General features: G+C 65.6%; 11 protein-coding genes. 7 read left to right on the top strand and 4 right to left on the bottom strand.

The genetic code is table 11. The features are described from left to right. Positions 1–226: 226 nt before the first annotated feature. The 3 genes from B5F90_RS09105 to B5F90_RS09095 all read left to right on the top strand — a co-directional run bounded on the left by B5F90_RS09105 (position 227) and on the right by B5F90_RS09095 (position 3,885). Positions 227–1,591 (top strand): MFS transporter, encoded by a 1,365-nt coding sequence (locus tag B5F90_RS09105; protein WP_087362528.1) that lies wholly within the window; start codon positions 227–229, stop codon positions 1,589–1,591. 167 nt (positions 1,592–1,758) lie between these two features. Continuing rightward, entirely contained in the window at positions 1,759–3,150 is a 1,392-nt protein-coding gene (locus tag B5F90_RS09100) for an aminopeptidase P family protein (protein ID WP_087362491.1), read from the top strand. 30 nt (positions 3,151–3,180) lie between these two features. Further along, positions 3,181–3,885 carry a hypothetical protein gene (locus B5F90_RS09095; protein ID WP_087362490.1) on the top strand — a complete coding sequence of 235 codons (705 nt, stop codon included), beginning with the start codon at positions 3,181–3,183 and terminating at the stop codon, positions 3,883–3,885. 246 nt (positions 3,886–4,131) lie between these two features. Here the strand turns inward: B5F90_RS09095 and B5F90_RS09090 are convergent, their stop codons facing one another. Then, positions 4,132–5,334, bottom strand: coding sequence for a multidrug effflux MFS transporter (locus B5F90_RS09090; protein ID WP_087362489.1), 1,203 nt, complete (start codon positions 5,332–5,334; stop codon positions 4,132–4,134). 160 nt (positions 5,335–5,494) lie between these two features. Here B5F90_RS09090 and B5F90_RS09085 point away from each other — a divergent pair, with 160 nt between their 5' ends. The 4 genes from B5F90_RS09085 (at position 5,495) to B5F90_RS09070 (ending at position 12,274) form a co-directional block, all read left to right on the top strand. Continuing rightward, complete coding sequence (locus tag B5F90_RS09085) at positions 5,495–6,361, top strand: AraC family transcriptional regulator (RefSeq protein WP_087362488.1); 867 nt, start codon at positions 5,495–5,497, stop codon at positions 6,359–6,361. A gap of 471 nt (positions 6,362–6,832) precedes the next feature. Next, positions 6,833–8,989 carry an elongation factor G gene (locus B5F90_RS09080; RefSeq protein WP_087362487.1) on the top strand — a complete coding sequence of 719 codons (2,157 nt, stop codon included), beginning with the start codon at positions 6,833–6,835 and terminating at the stop codon, positions 8,987–8,989. 168 nt (positions 8,990–9,157) lie between these two features. Beyond that, a complete protein-coding gene (locus tag B5F90_RS09075) occupies positions 9,158–11,395 on the top strand; it encodes an inorganic phosphate transporter (protein WP_087362486.1) in 2,238 nt (745 codons plus the stop codon). Positions 11,396–11,716: 321 nt separating this feature from the next. Beyond that, a complete protein-coding gene (locus B5F90_RS09070; RefSeq protein ID WP_087362485.1) occupies positions 11,717–12,274 on the top strand; it encodes a DUF4924 family protein in 558 nt (185 codons plus the stop codon). Positions 12,275–12,654: 380 nt separating this feature from the next. On the opposite strand, the gene B5F90_RS09065 is transcribed toward B5F90_RS09070, so the two are convergent. The 3 genes from B5F90_RS09065 to B5F90_RS09055 form a co-directional block, all read right to left on the bottom strand. After that, positions 12,655–13,890, bottom strand: coding sequence for a hypothetical protein (locus B5F90_RS09065; protein WP_106634271.1), 1,236 nt, complete (start codon positions 13,888–13,890; stop codon positions 12,655–12,657). Between the two features lie 68 nt (positions 13,891–13,958). Next, a complete protein-coding gene (locus B5F90_RS09060; protein WP_087362484.1) occupies positions 13,959–16,634 on the bottom strand; it encodes a TonB-dependent receptor in 2,676 nt (891 codons plus the stop codon). Between the two features lie 216 nt (positions 16,635–16,850). Next, on the bottom strand, positions 16,851–18,644 hold the full coding sequence (locus tag B5F90_RS09055; protein WP_239307781.1) for a glycoside hydrolase domain-containing protein: 1,794 nt from the start codon (positions 18,642–18,644) through the stop codon (positions 16,851–16,853). Positions 18,645–18,905: the final 261 nt, after the last annotated feature.

The raw sequence follows: 18,905 nt of genomic DNA, 5'->3' as shown, positions 1-18,905 counted from the left end.
CGTTTTGCATGCGCCGCCGCTCCATCCTTCTCGCCTTTCCACGCTCCATCCCCGCCTCTTTCCACCCTCCATTTGCGCCGACAGCATTTTCCCTTTTGGCGCATTTGCAACCCCGCCCCCCCCTTTTTCGCTTGAACGTACGCCCGCTTTTCGTATCTTTGTCTTTGCTATGACGCACACTCCGCCCCTGAAAACCTCCGCCGCCCCCGCGTGGGACGGGCTGCCGATGCCCCGCCGCCTGTGGGCCATCGTCGCCGTCGCCTTCGGCGTCTCGCTCTCGGTCATCGACGGCGCCATCGCCAACGTCGCACTCCCCACCATCGGCCGCGAGCTGGGCATCTCGGAGGCCGACTCCATCTGGATTGTCAACGCCTACCAGCTGGCCATCATGGTCTCGCTGCTCTCCTTCTCGGCGCTGGGCGACGTGGTCGGATACCGCAAAATCTACCTCGGCGGTCTGGCCCTCTTCACGCTCGCCTCGGTGGGCTGCGCCTGCTCCTACTCCTTCGCCACGCTCGTCCTGACGCGCGTGCTGCAGGGCTTCGGCGCCGCCGCCGTCACCTCGGTCAACACCACCCTCATCCGCAACATCTACCCCCGCGCCCAGCTCGGACGCGGCATGGGCATCAACGCCACGGTGGTCGCCGTCTCGGCCGTCGCCGGACCGACGCTCGCCGCCGCGATTCTCTCGGTCGCCTCGTGGCCGTGGCTCTTTGCCGTCAACATCCCGGTGGGGGTCACCGCCTTCGTGCTGAGCCGCCGCTACCTGCCCCAGAACCCCGTGCTGGTGCGCGACCACCGCTTCGACTGGCGCGACGGCGTGCTCAACGCCCTCACCTTCGGACTGCTCATCGCCTCCATCGAGGGATTCTCCCACGGCCTCGACCCGCGGCTGATTGCCTTCGGCGTGGCCGCCCTGCTGCTCATCGGCTTCTTCTTCGTCCGCCGGCAGCTGCGCGAGCCCTACCCCATCCTCCCCTTCGACCTGCTGCGCATCCCCATCTTCACGGTCTCGGTGCTCACCTCCATCTGCTCGTTCATCGCCCAGATGCTCGCCCTGGTGGCGCTCCCCTTCTACCTGCAGCACGCCTGCGGCTACGACGAGGTGGAGACGGGACTGCTCATGACCGCCTGGCCCGCCATCATCATGGTCGTGGCCCCCGTGGCGGGCTATCTGGTCGAGCGCATCCACGCCGGGCTGCTCGGCGGCATGGGCCTCACGGCCATGTGCGCCGGACTGCTGCTGCTCGCCTTCCTGCCCGACAATCCGCCCCAGGGCGAGATTATCTGGCGGCTGATGCTCTGCGGCGCGGGCTTCGCCCTCTTCCAGTCGCCCAACAACAGCATCCTCATCGCCTCGGCGCCGCCCCAGCGGAGCGGCAGCGCCAGCGGCATGCTCGCCACAGCGCGCCTCGTGGGCCAGACCACCGGCGCGGCGCTCATGGCGCTGCTCTTCCACCTGGTGCCCGGCAACAGCACCCACACGGCGCTGCTCCTCTCGGCCTGCTTCGCCCTGGCCGGCGCCGTCGTCAGCTTCTCGCGCATCCGCCTGCCGCTCCCCGAAGGGCTCGCCCGCAAGCGGAAGCGGTAGCTCAGCCCCACCCCCCCGAAAACCGTCCGGCGGCCGCTGCCGCAAAAAAAGAGCTCCGCAGGCGGATTCTCGCGGGATTTTTAGTACATTTGTGGGGTTCGCCCCGGAGCCGACGCGCTCCGCGCGGGCAACCGAACCCCGCACAACGAATAAATCATCAAATAGCCATGTTTTCAGCCAAGACCTATGCCGCACGCCGTCTGACGCTGCGCAAGAAAATCGGCCAGGGACTCATCGTGCTCCCGGGCAACACCCTCGCGCCGAACAACTATCCGAACAACGCATACTACTTCCGCCAGGACTCGTCGTTCCTCTACTTCTTCGGCCTCAACACGCCGTCGCTCATCGGCATCATCGACGTCGACTCGGGCGACGAGGCGCTCTACGGCGACGACTTCACGGTCGAGGACATCATCTGGACCGGTCCGCAGCCCTCGCTGCACGAGCTGGGGGCCCGCGTGGGCATCACCGAGACCCATCCGCTGGCCGAGCTCGAGGCGCGGCTGCGCAAGGCCATCGCGCTGGGGCGCCGGGTCCACTACCTGCCCCCCTACCGCGGCGAGACGAAGCTCCAGCTCTCGGCGCTGCTGGGCATCAAGCCCGAACTGCTGCACGACTACAAGTCGGTCGAGCTGATGATGGCCGTCGCCGAAATGCGCGAGAAGAAGAGCGCCGAGGAGATTGAGGAGATGGAGCGCGCCTTCCAGATTGGCTACCGCATGCACACGCTGGCCATGAAGATGTGCCGTCCGGGTGTGGTCGAGCGCGAAATCGCCGGCGCCATCGAAGGGGTGGCCAAGTCCTACGGCTCGGGCGTCTCGTTCCCCTCGATTGTCTCGCAGCACGGCGAGACGCTCCACAACCTCAACGCCGACGGCGTGCTGGAGGAGGGGCGCCTGCTGCTCTGCGACGCCGGAGCCGAGACGGTCAACAACTACTGCTCGGACCACACGCGCACCTACCCCGTCAGCGGACGCTTCACGCCGCGCCAGCGCGACATCTACAACATCGTGCTGGCGGCCCACGACCACGTGGCCCGCATCGTCAAGCCCCACATGATGTACACCGAGGTGCACAAGGCCGCCTACACCGTGCTGGCCGAGGGGCTCATGGGGCTCGGGCTGCTGCGCGGCACGGTCTCCGATGCGCTGGATTCGGGTGCCATGACGATGTTCATGCCCCACGGACTGGGGCACGGTCTGGGCATGGACGTGCACGACTGCGAGGCGATGGGCGAGCGTTCGTTCGACTTCTCGTCGATTGCCGAGCGCGCCGCCAAGTCGGCCACCTGCATCTACCGTGCGGCGTGGCGAATCGAGCCGGGTACGGTGATGACCGACGAGCCGGGGCTCTACTTCATCCCGGCGCTCATCGACAAGTGCCGCGCCGAGGGGCTCTACCGCGGCATCGTCAACTACGAGGCGCTTGACGACTACCGCGACTTCGGCGGCATCCGCATCGAGGACGACATTCTGGTCACCGAGACCGGCAGCCGCATCCTGGGCGACCGCAAGATTCCCATCACGGTCGAGGAGCTCGAGGCCGTGGTCGGCCAATAATCCGCCGCACAGCCGCAGCACCCTCAGGCCATGAGACGCATCTTCATCTTCCCCACCATCGAGGAGGCCAAGGCCTTCATCCTCACCGGCACGAAGGCTCCGGTCTTCGTGGCCGGCGGTTCGGCCGCCGAGACGGCCGCCTGCATCGTCCGCGCCGTGCGCGCCAAACGGCCCCACCACCTGGTGCTGGCGGGCTTCGCACAGCTCCACGACGGGACGCTGAGCCCCGAAACGGTGGTCGAGGTGGTCACCGCCCGCGACCGCACGGGCTGCGAGGAGCACCTCTACCAGACCACGGGGCCCGACCTGGGGCTGCCGCTGGCTGACGGTGTGGTGCCCGGACCGGAAGAGGCGGCGACGGAGGGATACGGAGCCGAGGAGGCGGCACCCGAGGCTTTCGAAGCGGAGGCAGCCGGGGAGCCGAACGGACCGGACAAGGCGGCCGGCACCGAGGTTGCGGACGAGGAGGACGAGACAGATGGCACCGAGGAGCCGGACGACACGGACGACGCGGAGCCGCTGCCCAAGGTCGGAAGCCGCGAAGGAGCGCTCCTTTTCGCGCTGGCCGAGGCGTTCGACATCGAGGCGTCGGAGCTTCGGGTCATCGTCGGCGAGCGGGGCGACGGCACCTCGACCGAGCAGGAGCGGCAACTGGCCGGGCAGCAGCTGGCCCGGACGCTGCAGCGCCTCTTCGGCGAACAGACGTCCGCCGAGGCCCCTTCGCCCGAGGCTTAGCCCCGGAAGGCTCCGGAGCAATACAGACCGGGAGCGGCTGTCCTGAACAGCCAAAGCGGAGGCAGCCCCTGCGCCTCGGAGCGCCGCCCGACGGGAGGCCCCGATACCGGAGCGGTGCGACCGCAGAGGACAGAAGAAAAGCAGAACGCCTGCAGACCCTCGCAAGGATTTGCAGGCGTTTTTTCGATTCCGGGCCGACGGGCGGCCAAAGCTGCCGGAGCCGACTGCCGGCAGCCGGCTCCGCAATCAGGCGCGGCTCTCGGGGACGCGGCGGGCGCAGAGCAGCGTGCCGGCGGCGCAGAGCACGATGAGCAGCGCCGTGGTCCACTGCATCGGTCCGAAGCCCGTCAGCGGCGAGACGATGCCGCCGACGAGGAACATCGAGCAGCCAATCAGCGCCGAGGCAATGCCCGAGTTGGCCCGTTCGAACTCCAGCGCGAGCGACGTGGAGGTGGGCAACACCAGCCCCATGCAGAAGAGCAGCGCGAAGAAGGCTGCCTCGACGCACCACACCGGCGCATCGGCTGCCAGCACGGCGCCCGTCACCACGCCGAGCGCCACGAAGGCGCGCGCACCGGCCACCATCGCCCGCCGGGCTCCGCTGAAGCGGGTCACCGCAAAGCTGCCCAGCATGATGGCAAAGGCGTTGGCGCCGAAGAGCAGGCTGTAGGAGAGCGACGAGACGCCGTAATGCTGCTGGAAGAGGAAGGGCGACGAGGAGATGTAGGTGAACATCACCCCCATGGCCAGCGCCTGCACGGCGACGCACGAAAGGAAGGGTCGGTTGCGCAGCACGGGGCGGTAGTGGCCGAAGGTGGCCACGATGCCGTCCGTCGAGCGGCGGGCGGCGGGCAGCGACTCATGGAAGGCGGCCAGTGCAAGGCAGACGGCCACGCCCAGCCCCGTCAGCACGCCGAAGATGCCCCGCCAGTCGGTATATTCGAGCAGCAGGCCGCCCAGCACCGGCGCCAGGATGGGCGCCAGCCCCTGGACCGAGGCCAGCATCACGAAGAAGCGCGTCAGTGCCGGCCCCTCGTAGAGGTCCGAAGCCACCGACTTGGAGATGACCACGCCCCCCGCACCGGCGAATCCCTGCACCAGACGGAAGAGGAGGAAGGTCTCGATGCGGCGCGAGAGGATGCAGGCCACCGTGGCGGCTACGAAGAGCACCATCGAACCCAGCAGCGGCGCCTTGCGGCCGTACTTGTCGCTCAGGGGGCCGAAGAGGAGCTGACCGACGGCCAGCCCCACCATGCTCACCGTGAGGCTCAGCTGCACGAGCGAGGCCGGAGCCTCGAACCAGCGGGCCAGCGCCGGAAGCGCCGGAAGATAGAAGTCCGTCAGAAAGGGGCCGAAGGCCGATACCACCCCGATGACCACCAGCAGGTAGGCCTCGGAGTTGCGCACGGCGGGTCCGGGAAGTGTGGGTGCGGTAGCGTTCTGTTTCATCGATTCGCGTTATGATTCATTTTCGACGGCGCAAAGTTCCCGCGCATTGGTGCTTGTTGCCGTGCATCGGTTCACTTTTTCCGCACCTTTATTCGCCATTCGAGGCCGATTTTCGCTATCTTTGTCCTCGAAAGGGGGAGTATGCCCCCTCGCTGCGACGATGAACGAGAGACAAAGAGAGCCCGGCAACGCCATTCTGCCGGCCGAATGTTCGCTCATGGAGGAGACCGCCGCCTTCGAGGCGCTCTTTCCGTGCGGACGCACCGTGCGCGACAGCTTCGACGGGCTGCGTATCGCGCTCTGTACGGAGGGCGCGATGCGCATCGAGGTGGACGGCATCGGCCACGAGCTGGAGCGCGGTCAGCTGCTCTGCCTCACCCCTTCGCGCCGCATCCGCGTGGAGTCGCACACGGCGGAGCTCCGGCTGCGGATGCTCAGCTTCTCGTTCGACTTTCTGGCCGGGCAGCCCTTCCTGCTCCGGGCCTCGGTCAGCGAGGCGATGGAGCAGAGCCCCTGCATCGCGCCCGACCGTCAGGCGTGGCGGAGCCTGAGCGAGCTCTTCGACTTCCTGCGCATGCAGCTTGCCCGCGACGGCTTCCCCTCGCGCCGCGAGGTGGTCGAGGCGCTGCTGTTCGTCCTCGTCGCCGAGACCTCGCACCTCTATGCCGACCGGCCCCTGCGCCGGCGCGGCGCCCGCTGCGAGCAGATTGCCGACGGCTTCTTTGCGCTGCTCCACCGCAACTTCCGCCAGCAGCACAGCCCGAAGTTCTACGCCGCCGAGCTCTGCATCACCGAGAAGTACCTCATCCGCGCCATCTCGCGCGCCACGGAGCACACGCCCGGATACTGGATTGCGAACTTCCGCCTGCGCGAGGCCAACGTGCTGCTGCGCTCGACCGACCTGAGCGTGACGGAGATTGCCGAACTGCTGGGCTTCGGCTCCCCATCGCTCTTCGCCCGCTTCTTCCGCCGCATGACGGGCTCGGCGCCGCTCTCGGTGCGCCGCACCGGAAGAAAAGGGGAATAGCGGAGAGGGCGCCGAGGCGGCCACGACCCGCTCTGCCCCGCACTGTTCCCATTCGCCCCCCATCGCTCCCGCTCCCCGTCCCGACCGTGTTCCGCCTCCTCCCGACCCTTCGCGACTCCGCTCCGCCCCTTCGCCCTCTCCGCCCGCCGCCACGCGGCCCGCGGCCCGTTCCGCCTCCTTCGACCCCGTATTCGGCCCGCATCCACCCCTTTTCCGGCGCTTTTCCGGGGCTTTTCCGGCGTCGCGGAGCCCCTTTTTTCGCCGACGGTATTTGGTTATCCCGATTTTTTTGTATATTTATAGTCGGCTAAAACGACATTCCCGGTCGCCGAAGCCCCGCACCGCCTCCGCCCGGACCGCATCGCACGGCAGCGAAACCGAGGGCAGCGATACGCACGGAAGCCTTCACCCGAGGACCGGCGCACGACGGCGCGGCAGCAACCGAAAACAACCTTAAAACTTTCACGGGATATGAAAAACTATTCAGCAAAGGAAATCAAGAACATCGTTCTCATCGGCGCGCCCGGCTCGGGTAAAACTACCCTTGCCGAAGCGATGGCTTATGAGGGTAAGGTCATCGACCGCAGGGGTAGTATCGAGACGAACAACACGCTCTCGGACAATACGGACATCGAGCACGAATACAAACGCTCGATTTACTCCACCATCCTCTTTACGGAATTCATGGAGCGCAAGCTCAACATCATCGACTGCCCCGGGTCGGACGACTTCTGCGGCAGCCTCTTTTCGGCCTTCAAGGTGGGCGACGTCGGCGTATTCCTCTTCAATGCCCAGAACGGCTGGGAGGTCGGCAGCGAAATCCAGGCCCGCTACGCCCGCATCCTCAAGAAGCCCGTCATCGGCGTCATCAACCAGCTCGATGCCGACAAGGCCAACTTCGAAGCCGCCTACGAATCCATCAAGGCCGCCTCGCGCGTGAAACCCGTCATCGTACAGTATCCCGTGAACCAGGGTCCCGAGTTCAACGCCTTCATCGACGTGCTGCTGATGAAGATGTACCGCTTCAAGGACCACGACGGACACCGCGAGGAGCTCGAAATCCCGGCCGAGGAGCTCGAAAAGGCTCAGATGCTCAACAAGGAGCTCGTCGAGATGGCCGCCGAGCACGACGAGGCGCTCATGGAGCTCTACTTCGACAAGGGTACGCTCACGCAGGACGACATCCGCTCGGGTTTGAAGATTGGTCTGGCCCGCCGCGAGGTGATGCCCATCTTCTGCACCTCGGGCCGCTACGACATCGGCACGAAGCGTCTGATGGAGTTCATCATCAACGTGGCCCCCGGCCCGCTCAAGGCCCCCAAGTTCCTCACGACCGAGGGCGAGGAGCTCGCCGCCGACGAGACGCAGCCCGCCGTGGCCTTCGTCTTCAAGAGCCAGATTGAGCAGCACATCGGTGAAATCAGCTACTTCCGCGTCATCCGCGGCAAGCTCACCGAGGGGTGCGAGCTCGTCAACACCCGCACGGGCAACAAGGAGAAGCTCTCGCAACTCTTCGCCGTGGCGGGCAAGAACCGCATCAAGGTGACCGAGCTCTCGGCCGGCGACATCGGCTGCACGGTCAAGCTCAAGGGCACGCGCACGAACGACACCCTCGCGGCAGCCGCCGCACCCGTCACCGTCGAGCCGATTGTCTTCCCCGAGCCGCGCTACCGCGCCGCCGTGAAGTGCAAGGAGCAGGCCGACGAGGAGAAGCTCGGCAAGCTGCTCGCCGACGCCAAGTACGAGGACCCCACCATCCTGGTCGAGTACTCCAAGGAGCTCAAGCAGACCATCGTCCAGGGTCAGGGCGAGCACCATCTGAACATCCTGCGCACGCGCATCGCCGCCGACAACAAGATTGCCTACGACTACATCGCGCCGCGCATCCCCTACCGCGAGACCATCACCAAGGTCGCCCAGGCCGACTACCGCCACAAGAAGCAGTCGGGCGGCGCGGGCCAGTTCGGCGAGGTGCACATGATTATCGAACCCTACTACGAGGGGATGCCCGAACCGAAGAACTACAAGATTCCCGGCAAGGGCGAGATGACCGTCAACGTCAAGACCAAGGAGGAGTACGATCTCCCGTGGGGCGGCAAGCTGCAGTTCTACTCGGCCATCGTCGGCGGCGCCATCGACGCGCGCTTCATGCCCGCCATCCTGAAGGGTATCATGGAGAAGATGGACGAGGGCCCGCTGACGGGCTCCTACGCCCGCGACATCCGCGTGGTCATCTACGACGGCAAGATGCACCCGGTGGACTCAAACGAAATCTCGTTCAAGCTGGCGGCGCGCAACGCCTTCAAGGAGGCCTTCCGCAACGCCGGGCCCAAAATCATGGAGCCCATCTACAACGTCGAGATTCTCGTGCCGAGCGAATACATGGGCGCCGTGATGAGCGACCTGCAGAACCGCCGTGCCATGATTCTGGGCATGGAGTCCGACAAGGGCTTCGACCGCCTGAACGCATCGGTGCCTCTGGCCGAGCTCTACCGCTACTCGACCTCGCTCTCGTCGCTCACGTCGGGTTCGGCAACCTACTCGATGAAGTTCGCCTCCTACGAACAGGTGCCCGCCGACGTGCAGGAGAAGCTGCTGAAGGCCTACACCGACACCGACGAGGATTGACCCTGCGGCGGAGCCTGCTCCGCCTCTGCAACGAAGAGCCGCGATGCACCAGCGTCGCGGCTCTTTTCGTTGAGCCGGCCGAGCGTTAAGTTAACGTTAACAATCCATGAAGAGGTCGTTTCGGCGAAAAATTTGGCGTAATTTTGTCCAAACAATCAAGGACCTCTCATGAGCGAAATCTACACCGTCATCATCGTCATTCTCGGGATTCTCGCTGTCTCCGGCCTCTTTGTCGGCGTGACGAACGACGCCGTCAACTTCCTCAACTCCGCCATCGGGTCGAAAGCCGCCTCGATGAAAACGATTCTCACGGTGGCCTCCGTCGGCATCATCATCGGAGTCCTCACCTCGAGCGGCATGATGGAGGTGGCCCGCAGCGGCATGTTCGACCCCGGACGATTCACCTTCCAGGAGGTGATGACCCTCTATCTGGGCGTCATGTTCGCCAACGTCATCCTGCTCGACCTCTACAACTCGTGGGGTCTGCCCACCTCGACCACCGTTTCGCTGATTTTCTGTCTGCTGGGCTCGGCCATCGCCGTCTCCATCTACAAAATCTCGAACGACCCGGCGCTGGGGACCTCCGCACTGGGCGAATTCATCAACACGTCGCGGGCCATGGGTATCGTCTCGGCGATTCTGCTCTCGGTGGTCATCGCCTTCACCTGCGGCACGGTGGTGATGTACATCTCGCGCACCATCTTCTCGTTCCGCTACACGGCGCTCTTCCGCCGCTACGGCTCGCTCTGGTGCGGCGCCTCGCTGACGGCCATCGTCTACTTCGCCCTCTTCAAGGGGCTCAAGACGGTGCTCGCAGGCCTCGCCTTCATCCGCTTCATCGACCAGCACCTGCTCCTCTCGCTGTTTATCTGCTGGGTGGGCTGCTCGCTGCTGCTCTTCTTCATCCAGCGGCTCAAAATCAACATCCTGCGCATCACGATTCTGGCCGGCACCTTCTCGCTGGCGCTCGCCTTCGCCGGCAACGACCTGGTCAACTTCATCGGCGTGCCCGTGGCCGGATTCGACGCCTACAGCATCGCCCGCCACGCCGGCGACAGCCAGATGCTCATGGGTGCGCTCAACGAGAACGTCCCGGCCAACTTCCTGGTGCTGCTCGCCGCGGGCGCCATCATGATTCTCACGCTCTGGACCTCGAAGAAGTCGATGCACGTCACCGAGACCGAAATCTCGCTCTCGGCACAGGGCGACGAGGGCTCCGAGCAGTACGGCTCGTCGCTCTTCTCGCGCACGATTGTCCGCGCGGCGCTCAACATCAACGCCGGCATCGCGCGCGTCATTCCGCAGCGCGTCCGCGACGCCATCTCGCGCCGCTTCGAATACGAGGACGTCGAACACAGCGGCGCCCCCTACGACATGATTCGCGCCACGGTGAACCTCACCACCTCGTCGCTGCTCATCGCCATGGCCACCTCGCTCAAGCTCCCCCTCTCGACCACCTACGTCTGCTTCATGGTGGCAATGGGAACGTCGCTGGCCGACCGCGCCTGGGGCCGCGAGAGTGCCGTATACCGCATCTCGGGCGTGATGACCGTCGTCGCTGGATGGTTCGTCACGGCGCTCGGCGGATTCCTCATCGCCTTCATCGTCGGGCTGGCGCTCGTCTACGGCGGCACGACGGCCTTCGTGGTCATCACGCTGCTGTGCGGCTACATGCTCTACCACAGCAACTTCCGCAAGAAGGAGAAGCAGACCGCCACGCAGAGCAGGAAGGAGACCACCAACGAGGACATCATCCACAGCCTGCGCGAAGAGGTCTGCACCACGATGGAGAGCGCCACGAAAATCTACGACCGCACGCTCATCGCCGTGATGATGGAGAACCGCAAGGAGCTGCGCAACATGGTCAAGGAGTCGAACGACCTCTTCTACCAGTCGCGCGAACGCAAGTACACGCTGCTGCCCACGCTCAAGCAGCTGCAGAGCGGCGACGTCAATACGGCCCACTACTACGTCCAGGTGGTCGACTACCTCAACGAGATGACCAAGGCGCTGATGCACATCACGCGCCCGGCATTCGAGCACATCGACAACAACCACGAGGGGCTCTCGAAGGCGCAGGCCAAGGACCTGATGTCCATCAACGACGACGTGGAGTCAATCTACCGCCGCATCAACCAGATGCTGCGCGAGGGCGACTTCTCGGATATCGAGGAGGTGCTCACGCTGCGTGACCAGCTCTTCGAGTCCATCGCCGAGGCCATCAAGTCGGAGCTCTGCCGCATCAACGAAGCCAAGGTGAACACCAAGGCCTCAATGCTCTATCTGACGATTCTCAACGAGACGAAGAACATGGTGCTCCAGTCGCGCAACCTGCTCAAGTCGCAGGAGTACTTCCTCAAGCACCGCACGGGTCCCACGACCTGGATTGTCAGTTCGAAAAAGTAACCTACCAGGGGGAGGCTGAAGGGCCGGGGAGCCGGAGGACCGGGGAGCCGGACGGTCAGAAAACGGACCGGGCAGCCGGGGAAACAGACCTGCGACCGAAAAACGAGCCGGGCAGCCGGAGAACGGACCGGGCAGCCGGAGAAACAAACCGGGCGGCCGGAGAACGTCTCACCGTCGGGAAACAAACCGGGCAGCCGGGGAAACAGACCTGCGACCGAAAAACGAGCCGGGCAGCCGGGGAACGGACCAGGCAGCCGGAGAAACAAACCGGGCCGCCGGGGAACGGACCGGGCCGCCGGGACGGTTGAAAAAAGTGGAACAATGGATATAGCACAAGCCAAACGGCGCGAAAACATCGCCGAATACATCCTCTATCTGTGGCAGCTCGAGGACCTGCTGCGCGCGCTGCAGTTCAGCCCCGAGGCCATCTTCTCGCAGCTCGTCGAGCCGCGCAAGGACATCCCCGAGGAGAAGAAGCACCTCTTCCTGCTCTGGTACATGGACATCGTCAACCTGCTCCACCAGGAGGGCAAGGACGAAAAGGGCCACCTGGAGCATACGCTCCACCTCATCGCCGACATGCACAACCTCCACCTCCAGCTGCTCAAGCTCCCCGTGGGGGCCCACTACCGCACCACCTTCGCACGGCTCGAGCCCGAACTGCCGCGGCTGCGCCAGATTATAGGGAACCCCGGCATGAGCGACACGGAGCTCTGCTTCCGCGCCCTCTACGCCGCCATGCTCTACCGCATCAAGGGCGAGGGGGGCAAGTCGGCCGTCACCGACACGCTCGAATTCGTCTCGCCCGTCATCGCCGAGCTGGCCGACATGTACCGCAAGGTCGAAACCGGCGAGGTGGACCTCTTCAAGAACGACTGAGCCGCGCTCGAAGCGCTCCCCGACCGGAAACGGCCCCCTCCTCCGGGCTGAACCACACCGACACAAAAACCGGGCAACTGAGCCGCGCACGAAGCACTCCCCGACCGGAAGCGGCCCCCTCCTCCGGGCCGAATCACACCGACACAAAAACCGGGCAACAGGGCCGCCCGAGCCGAAAGCACCGAAAGCCACTTCGACGCTCCGACCGCCGTCACTTCGACCGCCCGCACCGAAAAGGCGCCGCCGACCGCCGCGCTCCGGCACAACAAAACGAGAAAACCGGAACTTCCGCAGGGGAAGTTCCGGTTTTTCCGTTCCGGCAGAGGCGCCGTCCGCATTCATCGCCGCAGACGAGCCCCGGCCGAAGGGGGTCGGTCCGCTCAGAGGGTCCAGCCGGCCGTCCAGTCGTTGTCGGCCGGTACGGCGCCCTTGTAGTTGGCTGCCGTGAAGAAGCTCTCCGACGGAGCCTCGCCGCCGGCCACCGTACCCACGTAGTGGTTGGTCAGCGCCGGGGTGTAGTCGGTGCTGTTGTCCGTTGCGGCCTCGAAGTCGCTGTTGGTATAGATGCCCTTCTCGGATACCAGCTCCGAGCTCATGGCGATGTGGGTGAGCTTCGAAGTTCCCTCCTTGAGTGCCTGCTCGGTCTCGGTGGTCTCGAGCGTGATGCAGCCCGGCTTGCCCGTGATGAGGGCATTGCAGAGCTCGACCTGCGTACCGGCGCGCAGACGAATGCCGTGCGTGCTCTCCGTCGAGCCGTTGCCCACGAGCGTCAGGTTGGCCAGCACGGGGTGTGCCACCGGCGTGGCGCTGAAGTTCGTGCCGTTGTTGTCGCACTCCATCAGGCAGTCGCACTCGTAGCCGAGCGTCGACTCGCCCTCCTGATAGGCCACCAGGAACTGGCCGCGGCCGTTCCATCCCTCGGTCCAGTCGAACGAGTCGTCCGAGCAGCTGGTCGATACCATGTGCTTCACGTCGACCGAGCCGCCGAAGAACTCGAAGCCGTCGTCCGAGCCCTTGTAGGCCTGCAGGTACTCGACCGTCGTGCCGTTGCCCACGCCGTAGAAGGAGACGCCGTTGGCCTCATGCTCCTCGTCGAAGGCGAAGCCGGTATATTCGAGCCGGATGTAGCGCAGCGTACCCGAATTGTCGGCGTCGTCCGAGCCACCGTAGGGGGCGTTGCCGATTTCCGAGAGGACGCCGGCACCGGCATTCGTGTGGGCGCGGCCGCAGATGTGGATGCCGCCCCAGGCGCCGGGCTTCTTCAGCTCGCTGGTCATCACAATCGGCTTGGAAGCCGTACCCTGGGCGTCGATTTTGCCGCCCTGCTCCACGAGGATGTAGTCCACCACGGCATCGTCGATGGCCTCGATGGTGACCCCTTCGGCGATGTGGAGCGTTGCGCCCGACTTGACGTGCAGGCCGCCGCTCAGTTTATAGGTTCCGTCCTTGAGCAGGTAGGCATCCGAGGTGACGTTGCCCACGAGCGTCTGCCCCGAGGCGATTTCACCGCCGAGTGCCGGCGTTGCGTCGTCCGAGCTGCTCTCGGAGCAGGAGGTTGCAAGGAGCATCGCACCGGCCGCGAGGACCGCGCTCATCATCTTCCAGTTCGTTTTCATCTTGTCGAAAAGTTTTTAGTGATTTTATAATACCCTGTGGTTTGTTGCGTGTGGTGTGGCGTGAAGGCTCAGAAGCGGATGCTGAGCCCCACCTTGAAGCCCGGACCCGGCCGGTAGCGCTCCACCTCGACCGTCGTGCCGGCCTGGGGAACCTCCTGGTCGAAGACGTAGGACTGGTCGAGCAGGTTCTCCAGCTGGAGCTTCACCTCGAAGAGGCGGTTGAAGCGGTACGAGGCGGCGAAGTCGAGCGTGTGCATCGTCCGCTGCTTAACGTCGCCAAGGCCCGAGATGCCGACCGCATGGATGCGGGGCCCCAGCAGGTTGTAGAGTAGGGCCAGCGAGAGGCGCCGCTCGCCGCTCAGCGCGGGGGCATAGGTCAGGTCGGCGTTGAAGAGGTAGGGCGAGGCGCCCTGCAGCGCGCGCTCCTTGTTGGTATAGGCGCCCCCTTCGGGCAGCTTGACGTTGGTGTACATGTAGGAGCCGTTGACGCCGATGCGCAGGTCGGGCAGAAGCGCCTTGCGGATTTCGACCTCGATGCCGGCCGCCATGCCGTTGTCGGCGTTGCGGAAGGTGTGGACCGCGGCGCCGCCCGAGAGCATCTGCACCCGCTCGATGGGCTGGTCGAGAAACTTGTAGTAGCCCGTCACCGAGAGCATGTCGCCCCCGCGGTTGAAGAGCTCGTAGCGCAGGTCGACGTTGTAGTTGTAGCCGTTCTGCAGCGCCTCGTTACCGCGCAGCTGCATCGAGCCGTAGGACTCCTGGTAGAGGAACGGGGCCATCTCGATGAACGAGGGGCGGGTGACGGTCCGCGAGAGCGAGAGGCGCAGCTGCTGCCGCTCGCCGAGCGAATATTTGAGGTTGAGCGCCGGGAAGAGGTCGTTCTTGTCCAGGTCGCGCCGCTTGGCCAGACTCTGGTCGTCGTAGTAGCGGACCCACTGTTTCGATACCTCGTAGCGCACGCCGGCGTTGATGAGCAGCGCCTCGGTGGCCTGAAGGTCCAGCGAGAGGTAGCCGGCCAGAATCCGGTTGCCCGCCTCGTAGCTGTCCTTGGGCTGCTGCTGGCGGTTGATGGTGAGCGAGCCGTTCTGGACATTCTCGAACGAGAGGTAGCCGTTCGTATCGTAGATGTCGTCGATTTCGGGGTCGAGCGCCGAGAGGTCGTAGTAGAAGCGCGTGCCGCGGTAGTCGCGCGACTTGTCCTTGTAGGCGACGCCGGCCGTCAGCTTGTGGGCGCCGAAGCGGTAGTCTGCCGCCACGTGGCCGTTCCACTCATGCTCGCCGAGCTCGCCGAAGTAGCGCATCGTCTCCTGCTGGTTGAGCTTGAAGAGGGTGAGCGAGCCGTCGTCGCGGCGGCGGAACATCACCTGGCGCCGGTCGGGCTCGTCCGAGGAGGTCGAGGAGTAGGAGCCGCTCCAGCGCAGCTGCCACCGCTCGCCGAAGTCGTGCTGGCCGTTGAGCTGATGGGTCATCAGCTTGTAGATGTGGAGCACGTCGTTGCTGCCCACGAGGTTGTGCCCCTCGGCGTCGAAACCCTCGCGGCTCATGTAGGTGTCGACGGCGTTGCGGGCATAGAAGAAGGTGTAGCCCACGCGGTCGCTCTCGCGCAGGGTCATCCCCACGTTGGCCAGCGCCGCCATCTTGAGCTCCGAGGCGAAGCTGTCGTAGGTATACTCGTCGGTCACGGTGCCCGTACCCTCGAGGATACGCGTCTGGGCGTCGTCCATGCGCTGCGCGCCGTTGTCGATGCCGCCCGAGGCGAGGATGCTCAGCGTCTGGCGTCCCACCTTGAAGTTGTGGCCCCAGGCGATGTTGCCGCCGAAGGAGGGGAGCGAGGTGGAGCGCGAAACCGAGAAGTCGGTGTCGAAGATGTTCTTCGTGCGGACGTAGTCGCGGTACTCCGAAAGGCTGCAGCTCATCGCCCGCGCGTCGACCCCGGGGCGCGTGAAGAGCGAGCGGTGGTCCATGCGGTAGAAGGAGCGTCCCAGCGTGTTGAAGCGTCCGCCGACCGAGAAGCCCGCCGTGAAGAAGTTCTCGCCGTTCTGGTCCTTCGTCCCGATGTCGATGTGGGCACCCGAGTAGTCGGCGTAGGAGGTCACCTCGTAGACCTTGCTCACGGTGATGTTGCGGACGGCCGAGGCGGGGAATATGTCGAGCGGAATGAGCTTGTTGTCGGGGTTGGGCGAGGCGATGGGCTGGCCGTTGAGCGTGGTGATGCTGTAGCGGTCGCCCAGGCCGCGGACGATGAGCTGTCCGGCCGAGGCGATGGAGATGCCCGAAATCTTCTTGACGCCCTCCTTGACGTTGGCCAGACCCTTGAGCTCCATCTCGCGGGCGCCCATGTTCTCGATGGCGACGTTCGAGGCGATGCGCTCGGTCTGGAGGCTGCGCTCCGACTCGAGGTTCTTGCGGGCGGTCACCGTCACGGCCGTGAGGGTCTGCGCATCGGGCTCGAGCTCGACGAGCAGCACCCCGTCGCCCGCCGGAATGCGCACGGCGAGCTGCTGGGGGAGGTAGGAGACGTAGGAAATCTCGAGGCTGTGTTCGCCGCGGGGCAGTTCGAGCTGGAATTCGCCCGAAGCGTCGGAGGTGGTGCCGCGCGTGGTGCCGCTCAGCAGGATGGTGGCTCCGATGAGCGGTTCGCGGGTCGTGCGGTCGATGACGCGGCCCCGGAGCGGCGCAGCCTGGAGGACGGCCGCGAAAAACAGGGCGACAAAGGTAAGTACGATAGCGGTTTTCTTCTGCATCCTCATAGTAGTTCTTTTCCGGATGCAAAAGTCCGAAGAGTTTGTTGCAGCGGCATGTGAAACGTGTGACAATCCGTTTACACGCCGCACGGGGACATCGGGGCACCTATATTTATTGGAAAAGGGTGTTTTTTATCCCCCGACGGGCGCAAAAAAGCGGACGCATGCCTTTTCGGGAGGCATGCGTCCGCATAAGGGAAGAGGGCCCCGGCTCCGCTACCGCGCGGCGAGGCTGTCGAGCAGAGCTCGGGCCCGGGCGAGCAGCTCGGGCCACGGGCGCGCGGGGTCGGGCTCGGCGAACTGCGCCACCGTGCGGTTGAGCTCGTCGAGGCATGCGGCGGCCTCGGCCGAGGGGTCGGCCATCAGCTCGCGGCGCAGCAGGTCGATTTTCTCGTAGTCCTCAATCCCCTCGCGCAGCTGCTCGAAACGCACCGAGGAGCGCGCCCCGGGGTAGACGATGAAGGTGTCGCCCGCAGGCCAGGCCGTGAAGCGCGAATCGCGCTGCGGGTCGGCCGGCCACGAGTTGTAGGCCCAGCGCAGCATGCCGTCGTAGCCCGCCGCCGCGGCGAACCACCCCATGTAGAGCGCCTCCCACGGCCGGGAGAAGGTGAAGGTGTTGGGGAAGGCCGACGAGCAGCAGACGTAGAAGGTGGTCACCAGCCCCTCGCTCCGGCGGCGGGCGAGCTCCGACGCTTCCACGCGGCAGTCAATCTGCACGCAGACATCCTCCAAATCCTCATAGCGGCGGTAGCTGGCGTGGTTGTCGGCCAGGGCGATGCCCAGCTCGGGGGCTTCGCGGCGCAGCAGCGCCACGGCCCGCTCCATGGTCTCGGGGTCGCGTTCGTCCATGGCCACGTTGCAGAGTCCCAGCCATCCCCGCTCGTCGAGATGGGCCGTAAAGTCGTGGAGGAAGGGGGTCCAGTACTCCTCGAAGCGGGGCGTCGCCGGGTCGGCCTCGACCTCGCACAACGCTCCCTTCGCCTCGTCGCGGTACTCGAGCAGGTTGTTCCACGGCAGCAGCGAGTAGCAGTTGATGGCCCCGACGATGCCCTCCTCGCGGCAGAGGGTGACCCAGCGGTCGAAGCGCGTATAGTCGTAGTGCCACGTTCCGTCGGCGCGGCGGCTCCAGAGAATCATCGGGTCGTAGGCGTCGTAGCACTGGTGGTTCCAGGGGTCGCGGTTGAGCGTCGCCGTCACCACCTTCTGCCCCGCGTCGGCCAGCATCCGCACCAGCGGACGCAGCGCCTTGAAGTGGGCGTCGCTCCAGAGCTCCACCCCCTCGACGCGGGCCACGGCGGCGGGATGCTGCCACAGGTCGAGGTGGAAGCGCCACGCCTCGGACGGCGGCAGCTGCCGGTCGAGCACCTGAAGGTCGAGCTCCAGGCGCCGGCGGGCAACCCCCTGCCCCTCGACGGTGAGCGTCGTGCGGTAGAGTCCCGGAACGGCGCCGGCCGGGATGTCGAGCGTCACCCAGACGGGGCGTGTCGTGCAGCTCTCCAGGTCGAAGCGGTCGAGCGTGTCGAGCAGGTCGGGCGAGAGCGACGCGGCAAAGTCGCCGTCGTTGCGGTAGCCGCATCCGGGGCCGAACTCGTCGGTCAGCACGTAGCGCACGAAGCGCAGCCGCGCGACGTTGGCCGGGAGCGATGTGCCCCGGCCGCGGAAGCGGCCGATGGTGCAGCGCACGGCGCCCACGCTGTCGGGCGACCAGAGCAGCAGCTGGGCCGAGCAGCGCTCGCCGCGCCACGCCGTAAGGCGGCAGCGGGAGGAGTCAAGCTGCGGCGCAACCGAGCGGGGGTAGCGTTCGTCGACGGAGCACCACGAGACGTTGAGCCCCGGGGTGACGGCCGTCCAGTCGGCCAGCGTGTCGGCCGTGGGGTCGTCGGCCTCGCGGAAGGTGACAACCGCGCCGGGCGAGGAGCAGCCCGCAGCCGCGAGCAGAAGGGTGAGCAGAAGCATGTACAGAAGCGGCCGCAGTGAGGGCCGCAGAGGGATGTGAAGTTCCGAAGGCATGGAATATGAAGGTTGGTCGGGTATTCGATGTTCGGTCGGGGCGGCACGCTGCCGCTTCGCACTCCAAAGATACGAAAAAACGGCGGAACCGATGCTCGGAACCGGCAGATTCCGACAAAGACCGGGCACAAAAAGAGCGGAGCGGCGATTCCGCAGAATCGCTGCTCCGCTCTGTCTCCCGGCCGGGCGGCTGCCCGGCCGAAGGGTGCTCCGCTGCGGGAGGCGACCTCCGCCAGGCCGAAGCCCGGGGCGGGCGCCTTC

It is taken from the genome of Alistipes sp. An31A (assembly GCF_002159425.1).
Classification (GTDB): Bacteria; Bacteroidota; Bacteroidia; order Bacteroidales; family Rikenellaceae; genus Alistipes; species Alistipes excrementigallinarum.
Note: the sequence above shows the minus strand (reverse complement) of the source record. Positions and strands in the feature narration are given on the sequence as shown.